Source organism: Mycobacterium rhizamassiliense, from assembly GCF_900157375.1.
In the GTDB taxonomy this organism is placed as follows: Bacteria; Actinomycetota; Actinomycetes; order Mycobacteriales; family Mycobacteriaceae; genus Mycobacterium; species Mycobacterium rhizamassiliense.
The window spans coordinates 1,024,994-1,048,209 of record NZ_LT721901.1 but is presented as its reverse complement, the minus strand read 5'-3'; the positions used below and the strand labels follow the sequence as shown (position 1 = coordinate 1,048,209).

The 23,216-nt window shown below is 70.2% G+C and carries 14 protein-coding genes and 1 pseudogene; 10 read left to right on the top strand and 5 right to left on the bottom strand.

Annotated features, from left to right (window positions below; translation table 11 throughout):
- Positions 1 to 40: 40 nt before the first annotated feature.
- From MRAB57_RS05230 to rfbA, 6 genes are all read left to right on the top strand, one after another.
- Positions 41 to 1,420 carry a DUF7159 family protein gene (locus tag MRAB57_RS05230; RefSeq protein ID WP_245835837.1) on the top strand — a complete coding sequence of 460 codons (1,380 nt, stop codon included), beginning with the start codon at positions 41 to 43 and terminating at the stop codon, positions 1,418 to 1,420.
- A 237-nt stretch (positions 1,421 to 1,657) separates the two neighbouring features.
- Complete coding sequence (locus MRAB57_RS05225; RefSeq protein ID WP_077086617.1) at positions 1,658 to 3,169, top strand: DUF7159 family protein; 1,512 nt, start codon at positions 1,658 to 1,660, stop codon at positions 3,167 to 3,169.
- A gap of 97 nt (positions 3,170 to 3,266) precedes the next feature.
- Complete coding sequence (locus tag MRAB57_RS05220) at positions 3,267 to 4,592, top strand: UDP-glucose dehydrogenase family protein (RefSeq protein WP_077086616.1); 1,326 nt, start codon at positions 3,267 to 3,269, stop codon at positions 4,590 to 4,592.
- 24 nt (positions 4,593 to 4,616) lie between these two features.
- Positions 4,617 to 5,372 carry a maleylpyruvate isomerase family mycothiol-dependent enzyme gene (locus MRAB57_RS05215; RefSeq protein ID WP_077086615.1) on the top strand — a complete coding sequence of 252 codons (756 nt, stop codon included), beginning with the start codon at positions 4,617 to 4,619 and terminating at the stop codon, positions 5,370 to 5,372.
- Between the two features lie 46 nt (positions 5,373 to 5,418).
- Positions 5,419 to 5,769, top strand: coding sequence for a nuclear transport factor 2 family protein (locus MRAB57_RS05210; RefSeq protein WP_077086614.1), 351 nt, complete (start codon positions 5,419 to 5,421; stop codon positions 5,767 to 5,769).
- Between the two features lie 19 nt (positions 5,770 to 5,788).
- Entirely contained in the window at positions 5,789 to 6,655 is an 867-nt protein-coding gene (gene rfbA / locus MRAB57_RS05205) for a glucose-1-phosphate thymidylyltransferase RfbA (RefSeq protein ID WP_077086613.1), read from the top strand.
- On the opposite strand, the gene MRAB57_RS05200 is transcribed toward rfbA, so the two are convergent.
- The 4 genes and pseudogenes from MRAB57_RS05200 to iniR form a co-directional block, all read right to left on the bottom strand.
- Complete coding sequence (locus MRAB57_RS05200; RefSeq protein ID WP_077090400.1) at positions 6,606 to 7,877, bottom strand: YibE/F family protein; 1,272 nt, start codon at positions 7,875 to 7,877, stop codon at positions 6,606 to 6,608. The genes rfbA and MRAB57_RS05200 overlap by 50 nt on opposite strands.
- Positions 7,878 to 7,908: 31 nt before the next feature.
- Positions 7,909 to 9,203: pseudogene (locus MRAB57_RS05195) on the bottom strand (pyridoxal phosphate-dependent aminotransferase).
- Positions 9,204 to 9,227: 24 nt separating this feature from the next.
- Positions 9,228 to 12,323 carry a 4Fe-4S dicluster domain-containing protein gene (locus tag MRAB57_RS05190; protein WP_077086611.1) on the bottom strand — a complete coding sequence of 1,032 codons (3,096 nt, stop codon included), beginning with the start codon at positions 12,321 to 12,323 and terminating at the stop codon, positions 9,228 to 9,230.
- Between the two features lie 102 nt (positions 12,324 to 12,425).
- The gene (iniR, locus tag MRAB57_RS05185) at positions 12,426 to 14,843 is read right to left on the bottom strand and encodes an isoniazid response ATPase/transcriptional regulator IniR (RefSeq protein WP_077086610.1); all 2,418 of its coding nucleotides are present in this window, start codon (positions 14,841 to 14,843) and stop codon (positions 12,426 to 12,428) included.
- A 190-nt stretch (positions 14,844 to 15,033) separates the two neighbouring features.
- On the opposite strand from iniR, the gene MRAB57_RS05180 reads away from it, so the two are divergent.
- The 4 genes from MRAB57_RS05180 (at position 15,034) to iniC (ending at position 21,505) form a co-directional block, all read left to right on the top strand.
- Positions 15,034 to 15,582, top strand: coding sequence for an Rv0340 family IniB-related protein (locus MRAB57_RS05180; protein WP_077086609.1), 549 nt, complete (start codon positions 15,034 to 15,036; stop codon positions 15,580 to 15,582).
- A gap of 238 nt (positions 15,583 to 15,820) precedes the next feature.
- A complete protein-coding gene (locus MRAB57_RS28900; RefSeq protein ID WP_077086608.1) occupies positions 15,821 to 18,052 on the top strand; it encodes an IniB N-terminal domain-containing protein in 2,232 nt (743 codons plus the stop codon).
- Positions 18,053 to 18,149: 97 nt separating this feature from the next.
- Positions 18,150 to 19,991: a dynamin-like GTPase family protein gene (locus MRAB57_RS05155; RefSeq protein WP_077090399.1), complete on the top strand. Its 1,842-nt coding sequence runs from the start codon at positions 18,150 to 18,152 to the stop codon at positions 19,989 to 19,991.
- Positions 19,988 to 21,505, top strand: a complete 1,518-nt coding sequence (gene iniC, locus MRAB57_RS05150; RefSeq protein ID WP_077086607.1) for an isoniazid-induced dynamin-like GTPase IniC — start codon at positions 19,988 to 19,990, stop codon at positions 21,503 to 21,505. The genes MRAB57_RS05155 and iniC overlap by 4 nt, the downstream gene beginning before the upstream one ends.
- Here iniC and MRAB57_RS05145 read toward each other — a convergent pair.
- The gene (locus tag MRAB57_RS05145) at positions 21,502 to 23,175 is read right to left on the bottom strand and encodes an Hsp70 family protein (protein ID WP_077086606.1); all 1,674 of its coding nucleotides are present in this window, start codon (positions 23,173 to 23,175) and stop codon (positions 21,502 to 21,504) included. The genes iniC and MRAB57_RS05145 overlap by 4 nt on opposite strands.
- Positions 23,176 to 23,216: the final 41 nt, after the last annotated feature.

The window sequence follows — 23,216 nt, the reverse complement described above, 5'->3', positions numbered from 1 at the left end:
CGTCGTACTTGGCGTCTCGACGGGGGCGACACGGCTCCGCATGGTCCTCGTCGAAGGCGAAAGCGCCGACGGCGTCATCGTCGACCAAGACCACTTCGACGTCTCCGGCGGGGCCTCGCCTTCCACCATGCCCAATCAGGTGATCTCCGCCATCCTGGGCACCCGCGAAGGTGCGGTCGAGGGCGGCTATGAGCTGCTGTCCAGCGGGGTCGCCTGCGCCGACCATGTGGAAGCCGCGCAGCTGCGTGACGCGCTGATCGCCCACAAAGTCGAAAACGTCATGCTGGTTTCGGCTTTCATGGCCGCGGCCGCGCTGGCCCAGGCGGTCGGCGACGCGACCAACTACGCGCGCACGGCGTTGCTCTTCGTCGAGCCGTACAGCGCGACGCTGGCGGTGGTCAACACCTCCGACGGGTCGGTCTCCGAGGCGCACCGCCAGCTTCTCTCCGACGACGAGGATCGGGCGGTGGCCGAGCTGGCCCAGATGGTCTCCGGCATCGAATCGCTGGAGACGGTCCCCGACGGCGTGTTCGTCGTCGGTTCCGGCGTGGACGTCCCGATGATCAAGCCAGCCTTGGAAGCCGCGACCTCGCTTCAGCTCTCGGTGCCGCACGAGCCGGAGATGGCCCTCGCCCAGGGCGCGGCGCTGGCGTCGGCGCATGCGCCATTGTTCGTCTCGTCCACGGTCGCGCTGGCCTACGCGCAGGATCCCGGCACCGGCGAGGTTGACCCGTTGGCGTTCGCCGGCCAATGCGTGGGCTACCTGCCCGAATATCAAGGTGCCGCAGCGCTTTCCGCCGACGCCCCGACCGGCGGGATCAACGTTGCCTACAGCGCGGTGCCGGACGAAGACGCCGACGCCCAAACCACGATCGGCTTGGACGAGCGCACGCATCGACGCAAGTCGGTCCTGCTGGTGGGCAGCACGCTGGCGGTGATATTCATCAGTGCGGTTGTGGCCCTTGAGATTGCGCTCGCGATCAGCATTCGGCCCACGGTTGCCTTGCGGCCCAATCCCGACCAAAACATCGTCGCCCCGGCCAATCCCGCGCCGGCTCTGCCGCGGGCCGCGGTACCCGTGCCGCGAGTCCCGGCGCCGAGGCCGCTGGCGGTGCCGCATCCCCTCGCCCCGCCCGCGGTCGCGGCCCCGGTGCCGCTGCCTGCGATTCCGCCGCCGGTGTTCATCCCGTTGCCGCACGCGCCGATGGGCCCGCCCGGATTGCCCGGCGGCCCCGGACCGCGCGGTCCGTTCGGGGGCGGGCCGTTCGGCGGCGGTCCCGGCCCCTTTGGGGGTTCGGGGGCGGGCCGTTCGGCGGCGGTCCCGGCCCCTTTGGGGGCGGCCCGTTCGGTGGTGGGCATGGTCCGCCCGGGTTGCCCGGCGGCCACGGTCCGTTTGGCGGCGGTGGTCATGGCCCCTTAGGCGGCGGACACGGGTTCGGCGGCCTCGGCGGTGGTCATGGCTTCGGTGGGGGCCATGGATTCGGTGGCTTCGGGCACCGCTAGCGGGCGCTGTCGGGCCCGGGCCGGGTCTGCCAGCGGGCGTAAAATTTAAGAAATTGGGGAATACGGGGGGTATTCGAATAGTCCGGCCTGGGGCTGGCGTTTGGGATGAAGACGCTCCCGATCTCACTGGCTAGCGAACGATTGGGGAGGAGCTATGGACACCGTACTTGGTGTTTCGATGGCGCCATCAGCAGTCAGAATGGTGCTGGTTGAAGGGGAAAACGGCGACGGAGCCACCGTCGATGAAGACAACTTCGCCGTCGCCGCCGACGATGACGCTGCAACGATTTCCGCAGCCGACCAGGTGGTCTCGGCGATCCTGGGCACCCAGGAAGGTGCTGCTCAGGGGGGCTACCAGCTGACCTCCACGGGAGTCACCTGGACCGACCCCATCGAGGCCGCCGCGCTGCGTGATGCGCTGGCTGCCCACAAGGTCGAGAACGTGATGTTGGTCTCTGCCTTCCTGGCCGCGGCCGCGCTCGCACAGGCCGTCGGGAACCAGACGAACTACGCCCAGACCGCGCTGCTGTTCATCGAGCCCGATACCGCGACGCTGGCTGTTGTCGACACTTCCGACGGCTCGATCGCCGACGTGCATCGTTTGCCCCTGCCCGCCGACGACGACGCCGCGGTAGCTCAGCTGGCGACCATGGTCTCCGGCGCCGAGTCGATGCAGGCGCGCCCCGACGCCATCTTCGTCGTCGGCTCCGGCATCGACATCCCGCTGATCAAGCCGGCCCTGGAGGCCGCGACCACCCTGCCGGTCACGGCGCCCGAGGAGCCGGAGACCGCGCTCGCCCGGGGTGCGGCCCTGGCTTCGGCCGGCGCACCCCTCTTCTCGTCGTCGACCGCGGCGCGCGCCTACGCCCAAGACCCGGGCACCGGGGCGCTGGACCCGTTCGCGGTCGCCCCGGGCTACTTCGACATCCCGGATTCGGAGGACGGCGCCCTCGCGTACAGCGCGGTCGGCGACGACGCCTTCGCCGAGCCCTACACCGGCTCGCAGACCGCCGCGACCGAGCTCGTCGACGCCGACTACCGCGAGCGAAAGTCGTTCGGGCTGGTCGGGACTGCGCTGGCCGCGATCTTCATCGTCGGCGTCAGCGCGCTGGTCGTCTCGCTCGCGATCGCTATCCGGCCAACGTCCGGGGTCCGGCCTATTCCAGGTCAGAACGTCGTCGCACCCGCTCAAGGGGTGCCGGCCCCCGCGCCCGCGGCGCCCCCGGCGCCCGCCGCTGCTCCGGCACCTGCGCCCGCGGCTGCTCCGGCCCCGGCACCCGCTCCCGAGGCGCCCGTCCCGGCGGCCGCGCCGCCCGCGCCTGCTCCGGTGCCCGTCGCACCCGCGCCCATCCCGGAGGCGCCCATGCCGGCGCCGGTTCCCGCGGCCCCCGTTCCGGCTCCGCCGCCGGTGGCAGCGCCGATTCCGGTGCCGATCCCGCTACCCATACCGCCGATCATCGGCGCGCCGGGTGGCCCGTTCGGGCCCGGCGGCGGCGGTGGCTACCCAGGTGGCGGTCCCGGCCGCGGCGAGTTTCCCGGCGGCCCGGGCCACGGCGGTGGCGGCTTCCCCGGCGGCGGCGGTGGCGGACCGTTCGGTGGTGGCGGCCACGGCGGGTTCGGCGGCCCCTTCGGTGGCGGCGGACACGGAGGGTTTGGACACCGCTAACGATTTGGTGGCAGCAGGGACACCTCGTCACCTCCCGTTTGCCTCCCGCTCAGCGCGGCGATGCAGTTAGCTCATCGCGGCCACCTACACCAGTTGTATGCGATGCACTGTTTTCGGCACCGGCTACCTGGGCGCCACGCACGCAGTCGGCATGGCCGAACTGGGGCACGAGGTCATCGGGGTCGACATCGATCCCGGCAAGGTCGCCAAGCTCGCCGCGGGTGACATCCCGTTTTACGAACCAGGCCTGCGAAAGCTGTTGACCAACAACCTGGCGGCCGGGCGGCTGCGGTTCACCACCGACTACGACATGGCGGCCGACTTCGCCGACGTGCACTTCCTGGGAGTGGGCACGCCGCAGAAGAAGGGTGAATACGGCGCCGACCTGTCGCATGTCCACGCCGTCATCGACAGCCTGGTGCCCAGGCTGAGCAGATCGGCCGTGCTGGTGGGCAAATCGACCGTTCCCGTCGGGACCTCGGCGGAGCTGCGGCAGCGGGCGGCCGCGCTGGCCCCCGCCGGGGTCGACGTCGAAATCGCCTGGAACCCGGAATTTTTGCGCGAGGGCTACGCGGTACACGACACGCTGCACCCCGACCGCATTGTGCTTGGCGTGCAAGATGATTCGGAGCGCGCCGAAGCGGTGGTCCGCGAGCTATACGCGCCGCTGCTCGACGCCGGTGCGCCGCTGCTGGTGACCGACCTGCAAACCGCGGAACTGGTCAAGGTCTCTGCCAATGCCTTTCTGGCGACCAAGATTTCGTTCATCAACGCCATCTCCGAGGTGTGCGAGGCGGCGGATGCCGACGTCACGCTGTTGGCCGACGCGCTGGGATACGACCCCCGGATCGGACGCAAATTCCTCAACGCGGGCTTGGGTTTTGGTGGCGGCTGCCTGCCCAAGGACATCCGCGCGTTCATGGCTCGTGCCGGTGAACTGGGCGCCAACCAGGCGCTGACGTTTCTGCGCGAGGTGGACAGCATCAACATGCGGCGGCGCACCAAGATGGTCGAGCTGGCCACCGCCGCCTGCGGGGGTTCGTTGCTGGGCGCCAACATCGCCGTGCTCGGCGCCGCCTTCAAGCCCGAGTCCGACGACGTCCGCGATTCCCCCGCGCTCAACGTGGCGGGTCAGCTGCAGCTCAACGGCGCGGCCGTCAACGTCTACGACCCGAAGGCCCTGGAAAACGCCCGCCGGCTGTTCCCGACGCTGAACTACGCCGTGTCGGTGACCGAGGCGTGCCAGGGGGCCGACGCCGTCCTGGTGCTCACCGAGTGGAGTGAGTTCACCGAACTCGACCCCGATGACCTGGCCGACGGGGTGCGCGCGCGGGTCGTGGTCGACGGCCGCAACTGCCTGGATGTCGACCGCTGGAAGCAGGCCGGCTGGCAGGTGTTCCGGCTCGGTGCCCGCCGGCCGTAGCGCCCGGGCGGGTAGCCTGACCACGTGGATTACGCGGCCGCATTTCTTGCCGAAAACCGTGCCTTCTCGGAGCTTTTCCACGACGCGGACGGCGCGACACCGGTGCCGACGTGCCCGGGCTGGGGACTCGAGCAGGTGTTCCGCCATGTCGGTCGCGGCGATCGCTGGGCGGCTCAGATCGTCCGCGACCGGCTCGACGAGCCGCTCGATTTCCGCAGCGTCGAGGCGGGCAAGCCGCCGCCGGGCCGGGCCGACGCCATCTCCTGGCTGCACGGCGGGGCGCAGCGTCTGGTGGATGCCGTAGAGCTGTCGGGCGTGGAAACGCCGGTGTGGACGTTCCTCGGCAACCGCCCGGCGAACTGGTGGATCCGGCGCCGGCTGCACGAGACGGCCGTGCACCGGGCCGACGCCGCGCTGGCGCTCGGCACCGATTTCGCGCTGGCCCCCGACGTCGCGGCGGACGCGATCACCGAATTCCTGGAGCGCATCGCGGTCCAGGCCGGCGACAAGGGCGCGGCGCTGCCGCTCGACGACGGCACCACGCTGCACCTGCACGCCACCGATCCGGACCTGGGCGAGGCCGGGGAGTGGACCGTCGCCGTCGACCAGGGGCGCATCGCCTTTGCACACGAGCACGGCAAGGGCAGCGTGGCGCTGCGCGGCGGCGCCACCGAGCTGCTGCTGGTGCTGTCGCGCCGAACCACTGTCGACGACACCGGCGTCGAGGTATTCGGCGACGACGCCGTCTGGCGGAACTGGCTGGAGCGCACGCCCCTGTAGGCAGGAAACGACATGCTGAAAAAGGCCACACGGTAACTTTCAGACCATGACCACTTCGGAGATCGCCACCGTCCTGGCTTGGCACGATGCCCTCAACGCCGCCGACATCGAGACGTTGGCGGCGTTATCCAGCGACGACATCGACCTGGGCGACGCGCACGGGGCCCAGCAGGGTCACCAGGCGCTGCGCCAATGGGCCAGCTCCCCCCGCGAGACCACCGAGCTCGGTCCGATGTATGTGCACGACGGCGTCGTGGTCGTCGAACAGAAGGGCAGCACCAACTCCGCGCTGGCGTTCCGGGTCGTCCACGACCACGTCACCTCGGTGTTCCGTCACCAGGACCTGGCGTCGGCGCTGGCAGCCACCGAACTCACCGAGAGCGACCTCGTTACCTAAGGCTTAGGAGCCACACGCAATGCGCGGAATCATCTTGGCCGGCGGTTCGGGCACCCGCCTGCACCCCATCACCATGGGCATCAGCAAGCAGCTGCTGCCGGTCTACGACAAGCCGATGATCTACTACCCGCTGTCCACCCTGATGATGGCCGGGATCCGCGACATCCTGGTGATCACCACCCCGCACGACGCCGAAGGATTTCAGCGACTGCTGGGCGACGGCTCACAATTCGGCATCAATCTGAGCTACGTCAAGCAGGAGAGTCCCGACGGCCTGGCGCAGGCTTTCATATTGGGCGAGAACCACATCGGTAAAGATCCTGTGGCTTTGGTGTTGGGAGACAACATCTTCTACGGCCCGCGACTGGGTACCAGTCTCGATCGATTTCAAACCATCAGTGGCGGAGCGATTTTCGCCTACTGGGTGGCCAACCCGTCGGCCTACGGTGTCGTCGAATTCAGTCCCGATGGCCTGGCGCTGTCGCTGGAGGAGAAGCCGGCCACGCCGAAGTCCAATTACGCGGTGCCCGGCCTGTACTTCTACGACAACGACGTGATCGAGATCGCCAAGGGCCTCAAGCCGTCGGCGCGCGGCGAGTACGAGATCACCGACGTCAACCGGATCTACCTCAACCGCGGGTGCCTGTCGGTCGAGGTGATGGCTCGCGGCACGGCCTGGCTGGACACCGGCACCTTCGACTCGCTGCTGGACGCCAGCGACTTCGTGCGCACCCTGGAACGCCGGCAAGGCCTGAAAGTCAGTGTGCCCGAGGAGGTCGGGTGGCGGCGCGGCTGGGTCAGCGACGATGGCCTGGCAGAGCGGGCGCAGACCATGGTCAAGTCGGGGTATGGCGGCTACCTGCTGGAGCTGCTGGAACGGGGCTAACTGCACGGGGTTTGGCGAGCACCGCGGCGATCGCCGTCGTCAACGGCACCGATAGCGCCAACCCGATGCCGCCGATCGCCGAGCGGACGATCTCGATGGCCACGCTCTCGCTCATCAACACGTCGCCCAGCGAGCGGTTGGCCACGCTGAACAACAACAGCAGCGGTAGCGAACTGCCGGCGTAGGCCAGGACCAGCGTGTAGACCGTGCTGGCGATATGGTCGCGCCCCACCCGGATCGCGCTGACGAAGATCGCGCGCCGTGACGTGTCGCCGCCCACGCGCGCCAGCTCGAAGACGGTCGACGCCTGCGTGATGGTCACGTCGTTGAGCACACCCAGCGAGCCGATGATGAACCCGGCCAGCAGCAGGCCGCTGATCGACACGCTGCCCAGGTATGCGCTGACGGTGGAGTTCTGTTCGTCGGCCAGGCCGGTCAAATGGGTCAATTCAATTGCGGCCCAGGATAATCCGCCAGCCAATAACAGCGACGACAGGGTTCCCAGCAGGGCGGCGCTGGTGCGCAGGTTGACGCCGTGGGCGAGATAGATCACCGCGTAGAGGATCGCCGCCGACGCCACCAGGGCCACCGGCACCGCGGGCGCGCCGTCGCGCAGGGCCGGCAGCAGGAACACCACCAGCACCCCGAACGCCACCACGATGCCGACCAGCGCCAGCAGCCCACGCCAGCGGGCCACGGCGACGATCACCAGTGCGAAGACGACGGCGATCCCGACCAGCGGCCAGCCGCGCTCGAAGTCGTAGAACGCGTAACTGGTGCCGCCCTCCGGGTCGACCTGCCGGGAGACGCGGATGCGATCACCGACCGCGAATTGCGGCTGGCCGGGCCCGGGGGAGGATTCCAGCAAGGTGTTGGCGCCGGCGTTCGGCCCGGAATCGACGGCGACCAGGGTCTGTATGCAGCGGCCCGAGCCCGGCATCCCCGGCTGCGGCGCGGTGGTCAACACCTGATTGGCCGACGGGCTGCCGCAGTCGCCCAGTGCGCTGGACAGCACGTGCCCGCGCTGGGTGCTGACGGCACCGCCGGCCGCGTTCTGGAACGGCATCGGGATGTCGACGTGCTGCCGGCTCGGCCACAGCAGCGCCGCGCCGGCAATCACGGCCACCCCGATCGCGACCAGCAGCCCGACCACGATCTTGGCGGGCAGCGGTCCCAGCGGGGACGGGCCGGACGACAAGTTGTGCGAGTGCGCGTGGGTCACCCGGTCCACCGTAGAGGCGGTGCCTTGCGGCTTACTGTCGGTAGCTGGTCAGGAAGTTACCCAGCCGGTCGATCGCGGCCGACAGGTCGCGGGCCCAGGGCAGCGTCACGATGCGCAGGTGATCCGGGGCCGGCCAGTTGAAGCCGGTGCCCTGGGTGACCAAGATTTTCTCCTGTAGCAGCAGGTCCAGGACGAGCTGCTCGTCGTCGTCGATGTCGTAGACCTCAGGGTCCAGTCGCGGGAAGGCGTACAGCGCGCCGTCCGGCTTGACGCAGGACACCCCCGGAATCTCGTTGAGTTTGGTCCAGGCGACGTCGCGCTGCTCGAGCAGCCGGCCGCCGGGCAGGACCAGGTCGTCGATGCTCTGGTAGCCGCCCAGGGCGACCTGAATCGCGTGCTGCGCCGGGACGTTCGGGCACAACCGCATGTTGGCCAGCAGGTTGATGCCCTCGATGAAGCTCCCCGCATGCTCCTTGGGGCCGGTGATCGCCAGCCAGCCGGCGCGATAGCCGGCGACGCGGTAGGCCTTGGACAGGCCGTTGAAGGTCAGGCACAACATGTCGGGGGCCAGGCTGGCCACGCTGATGTGCTTGGCCTCGTCGTAGAGGATCTTGTCGTAGATCTCGTCGGCGAGCAGCAGCAGCTGATGCTTGCGCGCCAGTTCGACGATCTGGGTGAGGATTTCGCGGCTGTATACGGCGCCGGTGGGGTTGTTCGGGTTGATCACCACCAGCGCCTTGGTGCGCTCGGTGATCTTGGATTCCATGTCGGCCAGGTCCGGCTGCCAGCCCTGCGTCTCGTCGCACAGGTAGTGCACCGGGGTGCCGCCCGCCAGCGACGTCGACGCCGTCCACAGCGGGTAGTCCGGCGACGGGATCAGCACCTGATCGCCGTTGTCCAGCAGGGCCTGCAGCGTCATCGTGATCAGCTCGGAGACGCCGTTGCCCAGGTACACGTCGTCCACGTCGAACCGTGGGAAGCCGTCCACCAGCTCGTAGCGGGTGACGACCGCGCGGCGGGCCGGCAGGATGCCCTGCGAGTCCGAGTAGCCCTGGGCATACGGCAGCGCCTGGATCATGTCGCGCATGATCACGTCGGGCGCCTCGAAGCCGAACGGCGCCGGGTTACCGATGTTCAGCTTGAGAATCCGATGCCCCTCGGCCTCCAGCCGCGACGCATGCGCGTGCACCGGGCCGCGGATTTCGTACAGGACGTCCTGAAGCTTGGACGACTGCGCGAAGGCGCGCTGCCGGTGATGGCCGGTCAGGTGCGCGGGCACCTGGTGAGTAGTCACGTACCTATGGTGCCATCAGTGTCTACCGAAATTTGCTGGTAGATCCCAATCTGTGATCAACGCTTGCCGGGCGGGCGGGCGCCGCGAGCGATGCCCAGCCCCTTGACCGGCGGTTGCTCCGCGGCCCCGTTGCCTTCGTTTTGCTCTTTGGGCTCCGGCTTTGGCTCTGGCTTGGCCTCGGCCTCTGGCTTGGCTTCGGTTTGCTCCGCGGTCGGAGCCGCGGGGGCTTCGGCCTTTGCTGCGGGGGCGGCCGGAGCCGCGGGGGCGGATTTCTTGGCGCCGGGCCGCTTGGCGCCGGCGGCGATGCCCAGCCCCTTGACGGGCGCGGCGGGCGCCGCGGGCGCGGCCGGTTCGGCGGATTCCTCCGCCTTCGGGGCCTCTGCCGTCTCTGCCTCGGCCTTCGCCTCGGCTGGCGCCGGCTCGGCCTTGGCAGCCGGTGCAGCCTTCTTGGCGCCCGGGCGCTTGGCCCCGGCGGCCATGCCCAGCCCCTTCACCGGGGCTTCGGTAGCCGCCGCCTTGGGGGTCTCGGCCGCTTCCGGCTCGGCCTTGGCCTCTGTCTCGGCCGCGGGAGCCGCCTTGGCCGCGGGAGCCGCCTTCTTGGCGCCGGGTCGCTTGGCCCCCCCCGCAATACCCAGGCCCTTGACCGGCGCCTCGGGCGCCTTGGCCGCCGCGCCGTCCCCGGTCTCTTCGGCCTCTTCGGCCTTGGCGGCAGGTTCGGCCGCTGCTTTCTTGGCGCCCGGCTTCTTGGCGCCGCCGGCGAGACCCAGCCCCTTGACGGGCGCGGCAGCCGCCGCGGGCTTCGCCGGGGCTTCGGGTTCGGCTTCCTCGGCCTCCGCGGGCGCCTCGACGGTCGCGGTCGCGGCGGCCTTGGGCTTGGCCTCCTCGGCCTTGGTGGCCCGCTCCTCGGCCTCCTTGGCGGCCGTTCCCTTCTCGGGCAGGATCGCCTTGTCGTAGTCGAGGGACGCGAGCAGCACCTGGGAGACGTCGAGCACCTCGGCGCTGTGGCCGGCCTCCTCCTGGCGGTCGTTGACCCCGTCGGTGACCATCACCCGGCAGAACGGGCAGGCGGTGGCGATGGTCGTGGCCTTGGTGGCCAGCGCCTCGTCCACGCGCTCGTGGTTGATCCGCTTGCCGATGTGCTCTTCCATCCACATCCGGGCGCCGCCGGCGCCGCAGCAGAAGCTGCGTTCGGCGTGCCGGGGCATCTCGGTGAGCTTGGCCCCGGCGGCGCCGATCAGCTCGCGCGGCGCCTCGTACACCTTGTTGTGCCGGCCCAGGTAGCACGGGTCGTGGTAGGTGATCTCCTGCGAGACCGAGCTGACGGGGACCAGCTTCTTGTCGCGCACCAGCCGGTTGAGCAGCTGCGTGTGGTGCAGCACCGAGTAGTTGCCGCCCAGCTGCCGGTATTCCTTGCCCAGCGTGTTGAAGCAGTGCGGGCAGCTGACGACGATCTTGCGGTCGACGGTCTCCACACCCTCGAACAGCCCGTCCAGCGTCTCGACGGCCTGGGCGGCCAGCTGCTGGAACAGGAACTCGTTGCCCGAGCGGCGGGCCGAGTCGCCGTTGCAGGATTCGCCGGTGCCCAGCACCAGGTACTTCACCCCGGCCACGGCCAACAGTTCGGCGACGGCCTTGGTGGTCTTCTTGGCTTTGTCGTCATAGGCGCCCGCGCAGCCGACCCAGAACAGGTACTCGAAGCCGTCGAAGCTGTCGACGTCCTCGCCGTAGACCGGGACGTCGAAGTCGACCTCGCTGATCCAGTTGGTGCGGTCCCCTGCGTTCTGGCCCCACGGATTGCCCTTGGTCTCAAGGTTTTTGAACAGCGTCGACAGCTCGGTGGGGAACTCCGACTCCATCATCACCTGGTAGCGGCGCATGTCGATGATGTGGTCGATGTGCTCGATGTCCACCGGGCACTGCTCCACGCAGGCGCCGCAGGACACGCAGGACCACAGCACGTCGGGGTCGATGACGCCGCCCTGCTCGGCGGTGCCGACGAGCGGACGGGTGGCCTGCTCAGGTCCGGACCCGGTGATGCGGCCGAACCCGGATTCCGGAACGTGGTGCTCCTCGGCGTGCTTCTCGCCGGTCAGGTCCTCCGAAATCCCGCCCTCCGGCGTGCTTTCCAGGGGAGTTTCCTTGTCGCCCAAGATGTATGGCGCCTTGGCCATCCAGTGGTCGCGCAGGTCCATGATCACGAGCTTGGGCGACAGCGGCTTGCCGGTGTTCCAGGCCGGGCATTGCGACTGGCAGCGCCCGCACTCGGTACAGGTGGCGAAGTCGAGCATGCCCTTCCAGGTGAAGTCCTCGATCTTGCCGCGACCGAAGACGTCGTCGTCGCCCGGATCCTCGAAATCGATTGGCTTGCCGCCGGACTCGACCGGCAGCAGCGGGCCCAGGCCGTCGGGCAGCCGCTTGAACGTGACGTTGATCGGCGCCAGGAAGATGTGCAAGTGCTTGGAGTGCAACACGATCAGCAGGAAGATCAGCGCCACAGCGATGTGGGCGAGCAGCGCGAAGGTCTCGATCCACTCGTTGGCCGTCGTGCCCAGTGGATGCATCAGCGCGCCCATGGCGTGGGAGAAGAAGGCGCCCGAGCCGTAGGGGAAGTTACCGGTGTCCACCGAGGCGCCGCGGACGATTGCGTAAGTGAAGATGACCATCGAGATCATGAACAGGATCAGCCAGGCGCCGCCGGTGTGTGAACCGTAGAAGCGGGATTGGCGGCCGTATTCCTTTGGCTCGCTACGCAACCGGATGATCGCGAACGTGATGATGCCGGCCAGCACGGCCAGGGCGATGAAGTCCTGCAGGAAGCCCAGCGCGTCCCACCGGCCGACGATCGGGATGTGGAAGTTGGGTTGGAACAGGGTGCCGTAGGCCTCGATGTACACCGTGATGAGGATGAAAAAGCCCCACATTGTGAAGAAGTGGGCCAGGCCGGGGATCGACCACTTCAGCAGCTTGCGCTGACCAAACACCTCGGAGACCTGCGCCCAGATCCGGGCGCCGACGTCGTTGGTGCGTCCGCTGACCGGCTGGCCGGACATCACCAATCTGTACAGCCACCAGACGCGTTTGAGTGCCAACAGGACCACGACGGCGGTCAAGCCCAGGCCCAACACCATTCTGATGAGCGTCTGCGTGTCCACAGAAGGTCTCTCCCCAATGCCTCGTCACACAACGAAAATTCATTCGATCTTTGCCCTGCTCATAGTGACATCTGCGCCGCTTTCGGCGCGAGAAAGGCTGCCCTAACTGCCCGGGGCCAGCATGGCCCGCAGCATCGACAGCATTTCCGAGCGCGAGCCGGCGCCCAGCCGCCGCCTAATCCGGGCGACGTGGTGCTCGACGGTCTTGGCCGAGATGAATAGCTGGCCACCGATGTCCCGGTACGGCAACCCCAGCAGCAGCAGCTCGGCGACCTCGCGTTCGCGATCGGACAGCGGCGACCCCGACGGTGGCTGGCGGGGGGCCGTCGGGGCGGCGCCTTGCGGTTCGCCCCCGGGCGGCTCGCCGGGGACCTCGCCCGGGGCAGCCCCCAGCTTGAGGTCGCGGGCCAGTTGCAGCATGGCGCCCGAAACCCGGCCGTCCGACGTCTGCAGCGCGGCCTGACCGGCCAGCCGCGTCGCGTCGGAGGTCAGCCCGACGTGCGACAGCGACCGGGCGGCGGCGATGACTTCGTCGGCGTCGACCTGGTTGCCCAGCACCCGCAGCCAGGTCCGGCCGGCCGCCGACAACGCCCGCGCCATGGTGCTGTCACCCGCCGCCGCGGCCAGGGCCTGCCCGTGCGGCGCGACCGACTCCGGTGAGTTGGCGAGGATGCCCGCGTGCACCCCCGACCAGTGCAGGGGTACCGCCCACAACGTGGGGTTGCCCAGCGATTCCAGCAGGGCGAAGGCCTGCTCCAGGGTGTGGCGCAGCTGGTCGGCCTGGCGCATCCGGGCGGCCGCCACCCACAGCTCGCCGACCGGTAGCAGCGCAAACAGGTCGACGGAGTACTCCGCCAGCACCTCCATGGCTGCGTACCAATGCTTCTGCAGCGCGCCGCTGTCGCCGCTGCGACGCGCGATCGCGGTGTGCAGCGCCGCCGCCCACAGCGCGTCGCGCGGGTGCAGCTCGGCGGCGCCGGCCGCGACGGCGTCCGCACTCGCCGACGGCAGCTGACCGTCGTGCATCTTGATCCAACCGGACAGCAGGGTGTGCCGGGCATCGAAGAGCGGGACGCCGCCGGCCCGCACGGCGCGGCCGATCACGCTGCGCGCCCTGACGGGGTCGCCGCCGTGGATCGCGGCCAGGGTGACCAGCGCGGCCGGGCTGTCCGGCAGGGCGTCCCCCATCGGCTGCTCGGCCGCGATGGCCTGCCCGAGCTTCGCCATCGCCGCCGGATACGGCCGATCCATCGTCAGCAGCAGGCCCTCGGCGAGGCCACGCGAGGTGCGCGCCGCCATCGTCGGCGGGCCGGCGTTGGTCGGCTCGAGGGCGTCGCGGGCGGCGCCCAGATCGCCGGTGGCGACGAAGGTGATGGCCGCGGCCGCGCCGACGACCGCGTCGGGCTGCGGGCCCAGCCAGCCGAACAACTCCGCCGCCTGGTTCGCGTTGCCGTCGTGGGCGGCGACGCTGGCCGCGATGCGCACGGCCGCGGCGCGCTCGGCAGGATCCGCGGAGCCGAGCAGACCGTCGGCCAATGCCGCCGCGGCCGCGCAGCCGCCGGTGAGCGCCAGCGCGTCGGCGACCTGCGCGGTCAGGGCTTGGGCGCCGGCGTCGACCGCGGCCCGATACAGCCTCGCGGCTCGGACGGCGTCGCCACGGGCGGCTGCGGCCTGCCCGGCGAGGATGTCGGCCAGCCGGTCGTCGCGTAGGCCGTGCTCGGCGAGCCGCAGCGCGAGGCCGGGCGTCATGGTCGACATGTCGAGCTGCGACCGCACCAGCGCGGCTTCGATCTCGCGGTGGTGGGCGTTGCCGACGATCTGGGCGAGAGCGTCGTGTAGCAGCCGCAGGAAGGCCGGGCGGTGCGACGGCTCGCTGAGCCCGCTGGCGCGGGCCCGATCGACCAGCTGCCGCGCCTGCGCCGCCGGGACGCCCAGGGCCGCGGCCACGTCGGCCGCCCCCAATTCGGGGGTCAGCGACACGATCAGCAGGGCGTCCACGGTCGGTTCGTCGAGCCGGCGCAACCGCTCGATCAGCGCGAACGTCGCCGCCTGCGCCTGCGCCGGCGCCGCCGCGTCGGCGGTCGCGTGCACCAGGAACGGAAGGCCCGCGGTGCAGTCCAGCAGGTGCTCGGCGACGGGCAGTGGACCGAGCGCGATCCGGGCCCGCTCACGCTCGATGGCGACGGCCAGATCCCGGAGTTGCTCCTGGGGTTCGGCGGCCACGACGACGGTCGCGCCGGGTTCGGCGGCGCGCTCGGCGACCTCCCGCAGCTCGGCCTCGCTCAGCAGGTGGGCGTCGTCGACGACCAGCGCCGCGTCGGGTGGATCGCCGGCCCGGGGCGGGCGCGCCAGGACCGCGAGTCCGGCGCTGCGGAGCGAATCGCGCACGGCGGCGACGACCGTGCTCTTGCCGGCGCCGATACCCCCCGTGATCAGTACCTTCGCCGGGAAGGACGCGGCATTCGCGACGGCGTGAACGGCCTCGCGCGCGCCCGGCAGGGCCTCGGAAGTCGTTGTCACGGGCGCAGCCGGCCGATCATCCCCGTAACGCTACCGTTCCCCTAACGGACCACCCCCTAATGGCGCCGCGAGTCGGGTGGGTTTCGCACCGATCACACGGGCGATCGCAGCCGATAGCATCGTGATAGTTGCCTGGGGTCTCGTCGTTGGACCCGGGCGGGATCGCACCGGGGAAGCAAGGAGGTGTGCGGTGGCAAACTCATTGCTCGATTTCGTGATCTCGCTGGTGCGCGATCCCGATGCCGCGGCGCGCTACGCCGCCAACCCGGCGCAATCGATTGCCGACGCGCACCTCACCGATGTGAGCAGCGCCGATGTGAATAACTTGATCCCTATGGTATCGGATTCGCTGTCCATGTCCGGCCCGGGCGGCAGCGGCGCTGCAACACCCGTCGCCGATCACGGCAATGTGTGGGCAAGCGGCGCCGCCGCGGCCGCACTCGATTCGTTCACGCCGCACGTCGCCCCCGGACCGGCCGGAATGGTCCACCCGCACGGAACCGCGGGCGGCGTGATCAGCCAGCCGCTCACCCCGCCGCCGGCGGGGGCCCCGGCCGAACCCCGTCCGCTGGGCATCGATTGGCACGGGCCATCGACGCAGCTCACCGGCGCGGAGCTGGCTGACCCCGCGCTGGACCACAGCGCGTTACCCCCCAATGATCCGGGCATCTGGGACCATTCGGTTCCCCACCCGCATCCAGCCGACCCCGAGCACCACGATTTCGGGATCCACGGCTAGAGTCCTTTCGCTCATCACGCCCTGACGTGCGCAAATGCCGCTTGTCCGGGTGCCTCAAGGCACCCGTTAGGGCTCCCCGAATATCCCCTAACCCCCTAACGGGGTGCCCCGATCGATCCCGAGGCGGGCCCTATCGGCTGGGGGATCGCGCCCCGATTCCGGGGGGCCTCGGGACCCATAGCGTGGATTTCAGACGCCGGCAGTCCGGCGGGCTTCGAGAACTCGGAGGGAATCAATCATGAACGCGCTGATCCAATACATTCTGGGCCTGTTTACCGATCCGGCGGCCGCGCAAGCATTCGTGTCCGGCCCCAACCAGGCCATGATCGACAACGGCCTGGTGAACGTGGCGCCCGACGAGTTCTCGTCCGCGTTGGCCAGCGCGATGCCGGGCATGGACCTCGGTCCCGGCAACCCGATCGGCGGGCTGCAGCAGGTGCTGACCGACCAGTACGGCTTCGACCCCGGTTACGGCGGATACGACGCGGGCTATGGCGGATACGACGCCGGTTACGGCGGATACGACCCGGGCTATGGGTACGCGTCCAACCCGATCGCGGCGGTGGCCGAGGACGGCGCGGCCCTGGTGGGCGACGCCGGCGCCGGAGTGATCGGCGCGGTGGAGGGCAGCCTCCTGGGTCCGATCGGTGGATTTGGCGGGCAGCCGGGCTGGGGCGGATTCGGACCGGGTACCGGTGACTTCGGCCCCGGTTGGGGTCGGCCAGGCTGGGGTGAGCACCGACCGGGTTGGGGTGACTTCCGGCCCGACTGCGGCCCGGGCACCGGCGAGTGCGGACCCGGCTTCGGGCCGGGCTGGGGTCGGCCGGGCTTCGGTTTCGGCGAGCGTGCGGGTTTCGGCGTTGGCGAGCGTGCCGGGTTCGGTGTTGGCGAGCGGGCTGGCTTTGGCGTTGGTGAGCGGGCTGGCTTTGGTGTTGGTGAGCGCGCCGGGTTCGGTGTTGGAGAGCGTGAGGGCTTCGGTCTCGGTGCCCAAACCGGCTTTGGCGTTGGCGAGCGCGCAGGTTTGGGATTCGGCGAGCGTGCGGGTTTCGGTGTTGGTGAGCACGCCGGTATCGGTGGCGGCGTGGGCCTGCGCGGGGAGGCCGGCGTGGGCGGCGGCGCGGAGTTGGGCGGCCGCGCCGGTATTGGCGCCGGCGCCGGGCTGCACGGCGAGACGGGGATTGGCGGTGGCTTCGGCGCGGGTTCCGGCGGCCGGGCTGGCGTCGGCGTTGGGGGTCACGCGGGCGTCGGCCTAGCGGGCGGGGCCGGTAGCGGCTTCGGCGCAGGGGCCGGCTCCCGGCTTGGCGGCCGTGCCGGGCTGGGCGAGCAGGCCGGCCTGGACGGCGGATTCGGCGGTGGCGCCGCCTTGAGTGCCGGTGGGGGAGCCGGACTCGGCGGCGTCAACCAGGCCGGTTTCGCCGGCCAGGCCGGCGGCGGTTTCGCGGGCCAGGCCGGCGGCGCTTTCGGCGGCCAATCGGGTGCCGGGGCCGCACTCGGCAGCCAAGGCGGCTTCGCGAACGGCGCCGGCCTGAACGGCGCTGCCGGTCTTGGCGGCCAGGCGGCCTTGGGGGCCGGTTTTGCCGGTGGCGGCAATGCCGGCGGGCTGGCTGGTGGCAATGCGGCGCTCGGCGCGAGCGGTCAGGCGGGGTTGATCGCTAGCGAGGGCGCCGCGATGAACGGCGCCGCCACTCCGCATGTGGCGGGCCCGCTCGCCGGTGTCGGTGTCGGCGGTCAAGCCGGCGTCGGTGCCGCGGGCGGTGCCGGCCTGGGCATCGGGAGTGAACGCGGCGCCGCAATGTTGAGTGGCAACACCGCGTTCGGCGGCCATGCGACGGCGCAATCCGGGACCCCGGCCCTCGCGGGCGGGGCCGGCCTGGGCGGTCACGCCGGTGGCGGTGCTGCCGGTGGAGTCGGGCTGGGCGGCCAGGCCGGCGGCGGGGCCGCCGGTGGTGCCGCGGGTGTCGGCGCAGGCGGCGCTGCGCACGGCGGAGGCATCCTCGGTCAGGAGGGCACTGCGTTGGGCGGTGGCGGTTCAGCGGCCGGGGCTGGCGCTATCTCGGGGCCGCACAGCCCGGGTGCGCCGGTCGGACAGGGTCCGACCATTCAAGGTGGCGCGGGTGCCGGGGGCAACGTCGGTGGCCATGTCACGCCGCCGTCGAACCCGGGCCCCGTCATCCAGGGTGGGGCCTCGGGCGGCGCAGCCGGCCACGGCGCCGCTGGCGGACCGGTGATCCACGAGCCAGCACAGCAGTCGCCGGTTCCGGTTCAGCATTCGCCGGCGCCCGTTCAGCATTCGCCCGCTCCGGTTCAGCACGCGCCGGCCCCGGTTCAGCACGCGCCGGCTCCGGTCGAGCACGCGCCGGCCCCTGCGGCGCACACGCCGTCGGTGTTCGAGGGCACGCCGCACGCGCCCGCGCCGGTACACGCACCGGCGCCCGAACCCCACCCGGCCGCCCCGGCGCCGCACCACTGATAGATCGAGGACGCAGCGAGTCGGCGGTGACCTGATGGTCCTCGCCGATTCGCGCGCCTACGGTGATCAGATCGCTGCGAGAAAGTGGAGTAGCACGGTGACTCAACCCAGTGACCCGCGAAAGGTCGGTGTGATCGTCGAGCTGATCGACCACACCATCGCCATCGCCGAACTCAACGACCGCAATGACCTTTCGGAGCGACTGGCCCGGGCCCGCCGCCGCATCACCGATCCGCAGATCCGAGTGGTGATCGCCGGCCAACTCAAACAGGGCAAGAGCCAACTGCTCAACTCGCTGCTGAACCTGCCCGTGGCGCGGGTGGGCGACGACGAGGCCACCGTGGTGGTCACCGTTGTCGGTTACGGCGAACAGCCGTCGGCCCGGCTGATCGTCGCGGCGGGGCGCGACGGTGAATCCGTGGCCGTCGACATCCCGATCGACGACATCAACACCGACCTGCGCCGCGCACCCCAAGCCGGCGGCCGCGAGGTGCTGCGCGTCGAAATCAGTGCGCCCAGCCCGCTTTTGCAGGGCGGGCTGGCGTTCGTCGACACCCCCGGGGTGGGCGGCCACGGTCAGCCACACCTGTCCGCGACCCTTGGGCTGCTGCCCGACGCGGACGCGTTGATCATGGTCAGCGACACCAGCCAGGAGCTGACCGAACCCGAGATGTGGTTCATCCGGCAGGCGCACCGCATCTGCCCCGTCTCGGTGCTGGCCGCCACCAAGACCGACCTCTATCCGCACTGGCGCGACATCGTCAACGCCAATGCCGGACACCTGCAGCGCGCCGGGGTGCCGATGCCGATCGTCGGCGTCTCGTCGCTGTTGCGCAGCCACGCCGTCACGCTCAACGACCAGGAACTCAACGAGGAATCCAACTTTCCGGCGCTCGTCAAATTCCTCAGCGAGAAGGTGCTCTCCCGCCAGACCGACCGGGTACGCGACATGGTTCTCGGTGAAATCCGTTCGGCCGCAGACCAATTGGCGATGTCCGCGGGGTCGGAGCTGGCGGTCGTCAACGATCCGGGGCTGCGTGAACGGCTCACCGAAGAACTGGAGCGACGCAAGCGCGAGGCGCTGGACGCGCTCGAGCAGACCGCGCTGTGGCAGCAGGTGCTCAACGACGGATTCAACGATCTGAGCACCGACGTCGACCACGACATGCGGGCCCGATTCCGTTCTCTCACCGAAGACATCGAGCGCCAGATCGATGCGTGCGACCCGACGCGGCATTGGGCCGAGATCGGCGCCGGCGTGGAAGACGCGGTCGCCACTGCGGTCGGCGACAACTTCGTATGGGCCTACCAACGTGCCGAGGCGCTCGCGGACGACGTGGCGAATTCGTTCGCCGACGCGGGCCTGGATTCGGTGGTGCTGCCCGCGCTGAGCCCACACGAAATGGGCGGCGACTTCGCCGGGCTCAGCTCGCTGTCCGAGCTCGACTCCAAGCCTGCGGGCAAGGGGCAGAAGGTGGTTACCGGCCTGCGCGGTTCCTACGGCGGTGTGGTGATGATCGGCATGCTCTCGTCGGTGGCCGGGCTCGGCCTGTTCAACCCGCTGTCGGTGGGCGCCGGGCTGCTGCTGGGCCGCATGGCCTATAAGGAGGACAAGGAGAACCGCCTGCTGCGGGCGCGCGCCGAGGCGAAGACCAACGTGCGGCGTTTCGTCGACGACGTGTCCTTCGTGGTGGGCAAGGAATCCCGCGACCGGCTCAAGCTCATCCACCGCGCGTTGCGCGACCACTACCGCGACATCGCCAACGAAATCACCCGTTCGCTCAACGAATCGCTGCAATCCACCGTCTCCGCGGCGCACATCGAGGAAGCCGAACGCGACAACACGGTCCGCGAACTCGAGCGGCAGTTGAATATCTTGAGCCAGGTCACCGACAATGTGGACAAACTGACGCCGCAGGTGACCATAGGACGGGTGTGAGCACAAGCGATCGGGTCCGTGCGATTCTGGGCGGCACCATCGAGGCCTATCGTGGCGAGCCGGCATTCCGGCAGCGGCCCGAGGTCTTCTACGAGCTGGACCGCATCGGCGCCCGGCTGAACGAACCGATCCGCATCGCGCTCGCCGGCACGCTCAAGGCCGGGAAGTCCACCCTCGTCAACGCGTTGGTGGGCCAGGACATCGCCCCGACGGACGCCACCGAGGCCACCCGGATCGTGACCTGGTTCCGGCACGGGCCCACCCCGAGGGTCACCGCAAACCATTGGGGCGGAAGGCATTCCAACGTGCCGATCAGTCACAACGGTGGCTTGTCCTTCGACTTCCGCTCGCTCAATCCGGCCGAGGTCGCCGACCTGGACGTGGAATGGCCCGCCGAAGAGCTCGCCGAGACCACGATCATCGACACGCCCGGCACGTCGTCGTTGACCCGCGACGCGTCCGAGCGCACCCTGCGGCTGTTGGTCCCGAGCGACGGCGTGCCACGAGTCGACGCGGTGGTGTTCCTGCTGCGCACGCTCAACGCCGCCGACGTCGCGCTGCTCAAGCAGATCGGCCAGCTCGTCGGCGGGTCGACGGGGGCGCTCGGCATCATCGGGGTGGCCTCGCGCGCCGACGAGATCGGCGCTGGGCGCATCGATGCGATGCTGTCGGCGGCCGATGTGGCGAGGCGCTTCACCGGCGAGATGAATCAAACCGGTATCTGCCAGGCGGTCGTCCCGGTGTCCGGCCTGCTGGCGCTCACCGCGCGCACGTTGCGCCAAAGCGAGTTCATGGCGTTGCAGAAGCTGGCCGGCGCCGACCCCGCCGAACTCAGCAAGGCCATGCTCAGCGTCGATCGCTTCGTGCGGACCAACGACCAGCTACCCGTGGATGCGGCCACGCGCGCCGAATTGCTGGAGCGCTTCGGCATGTTCGGCATCCGGATCTCGATCGCCGTGCTGGCGGCCGGAGTCACCGACGCGGCGGCGCTGGCCGACGAACTGCTGGAGCGCAGCGGGCTGGTGGCGTTGCGCGAGGTCATCGACCAGCAGTTCGCCCAGCGCTCCGACATGCTCAAGGCGCACACCGCGCTGGTGTCGCTGCGCAGGTTTGTCGAGGCGTTCCCCATCGTTGCGACGCCGTACGTCATCGCCGACATCGACCCGCTGCTGGCCGACACCCACGCCTTCGAGGAGCTCCGGCTGCTCAGTCAATTACATTCGCGCACAACGACACTGAACGACGACGAGGTTGTCTCGCTGCGGCGCATCATCGGCGGCTCGGGCACCCGCCCGGCCAACAGGCTTGGCCTGAACCCCGAGGACCTGCGGGCCGGCGCACACGAGGGCCCGCGTGCCGCATTCGCCGCGGCGCAACGCTGGCGCCGGCGCGCCGAGCATCCGCTCAACGACCCGTTCACCACCAGGGCCTGTCGCGCCGCGGTCCGCAGCGCCGAGGCGATGGTCGCCGACTTCGCCGCGCGCGGTTACGACTTCAACGCCCCGCCGCGCTAGCGCCAGCGGGGGAACAGGCGCGGTCTTTCGCGCGTGGGCGGCGGCTCGGTGGTGATCACCGGCGGGACCGTCGTGGTCGGGGTGATCGGAGCCTCCGTCGTCGTGACCGGGGGCGCCGTCGTCACCGGCGGCTCAGTGGTGGTCGGCGGCGGCGCCGGTGTCGACGTTTCGGTGGGGGTGTCGGTCACGGTCACCGTCTGCGGCGACGGCGTCGGCGTCGGCGCAGACGTGGACTGGGTCGGCGGGGGGACCGGTACGGTCTCCGGGCGGTCGAGGGTCAGCGCCAGCACCACGCCCAGCAGCAATAGCGCCACGCCCGCGCTGACCACACTCACGATCAGCGCCGTGCGCTTGTACCAAGGCAGGCGGCCGACTTCGGCGGCGTAGCGATTGTCCTCGGGGTCGTCGAAATCCATTGCTTCCCGGGCATATTGGCCGCTGTGCTCCGGCCCGGTGTAGGGGACGGGCTCGTCTGCGTCGGGATCTTCCGACCACGCGAGGGGGTGATCCTCCTCGATGCGCGCACCCGGGATCGCCTGGGTCATATCGAGGGGGGCGGCGGCGGCCATTTGCGTCGGGTTGTCCAGGACCGCGGCCGCCATTTGCGTCGGGTTGTCCAGGGCGGCGCCCGCCTCCGGGGGCGCCGGGGGCCGCAGCTCACCGAGCAGGGCCGCGCCTGCCGCGGCGCTGAGCGCGGGCGCGGCGGCGGTGTGGACCCGGACACCGAGGCGCTCGGAGAGCCGGGCGACGAGCAGCGGGATGCTTGCGCCGCCACCGACGGCGGCCACGGCGGCCAGGCTTTCCGTCGCAATGTCGTTGCGCTGCAATATCTCCTGGATCGTGGCGATCAATCCGTCCACCGGCTCGGCGATGAGGCCTTCGAATTCGTTGCGGGACAGCTCGACGTCCTCGCGGGTGCCTCCCGCGACGGTGGCCACCTCGGCCGTCGACAGCTGTTCTTTGGCGTGCCGGCATTGCTCCAGCCGGCGGGCCAGCGACCCCATCCGGGTGGTGCTGGCCAGGCCGCCGGTGGTGTCCGGGTTGGAGCCGTTGTCCCGCACGTGATTCAGGACCAGCTGATCGATCGCGTCGCCGGAGAACTCGGCGTAGCGAACCGACGCGCCGATCTGCGCCTGGTCCGGTCCGGCATTGGCCAACGTCACCGTCGTGCCGCCGGCCCCGAAATCGCACAGGGCGACCACGCCGTCAGCCGGGAACTCCGGCTCGCCCCGCAGCGCCGCGAGCGCGGCCGTTGCATCGGAGATCAACGTCGGCGGCGCGCCGTCGGACGTCAGCCCCGGCTGGGCGAAGAACTCCTCGCGCAGCGCCTCGGACTGGCCGTCGGACCAATACGCCGGCACCGCGATGGTGATCGGCGTCCCGTAACCGACCGAGCGGGCCATCACCTCCAGCGCCTCGACCGTCAACGCGTCGCCGAGGTACTTCGTCCCGTCGGATGCCACCAACGGGGTCCGGTCGCCGACGCGCTCGACGAAACCGCGGATCACCAACCCGGCACCGGCGGGGTTCGAATGTTCTTCTGGCAGGCCGACTTCGGAAGGCTGCTGGTCGAACAGCGTCAGCACGGATCTGCGAGCTACCGGATCGCCACCGGCGCGCGCTGCGACCAGGGTGGCCACCCCGATCGACAACCCGAGCGACTCGCTCATCTCGTGTACCCCTACTGGTGACTATGGATCCCCGTGAGTCT

Bases quoted from the DNA above. Each gene is read 5' to 3' on its own strand.
- MRAB57_RS05230 (WP_245835837.1), top strand. From the start codon at position 41: ATGGTCCTCGTCGAAGGCGAAAGCGCCGACGGCGTCATCGTCGACCAA.
- MRAB57_RS05225 (WP_077086617.1), top strand. From the start codon at position 1,658: ATGGACACCGTACTTGGTGTTTCGATGGCGCCATCAGCAGTCAGAATG.
- MRAB57_RS05220 (WP_077086616.1), top strand. From the start codon at position 3,267: ATGCGATGCACTGTTTTCGGCACCGGCTACCTGGGCGCCACGCACGCA.
- MRAB57_RS05210 (WP_077086614.1), top strand. From the start codon at position 5,419: ATGACCACTTCGGAGATCGCCACCGTCCTGGCTTGGCACGATGCCCTC.
- rfbA (WP_077086613.1), top strand. From the start codon at position 5,789: ATGCGCGGAATCATCTTGGCCGGCGGTTCGGGCACCCGCCTGCACCCC.
- MRAB57_RS28900 (WP_077086608.1), top strand. From the start codon at position 15,821: ATGAACGCGCTGATCCAATACATTCTGGGCCTGTTTACCGATCCGGCG.
- MRAB57_RS05145 (WP_077086606.1), bottom strand. From the start codon at position 23,175: ATGAGCGAGTCGCTCGGGTTGTCGATCGGGGTGGCCACCCTGGTCGCA.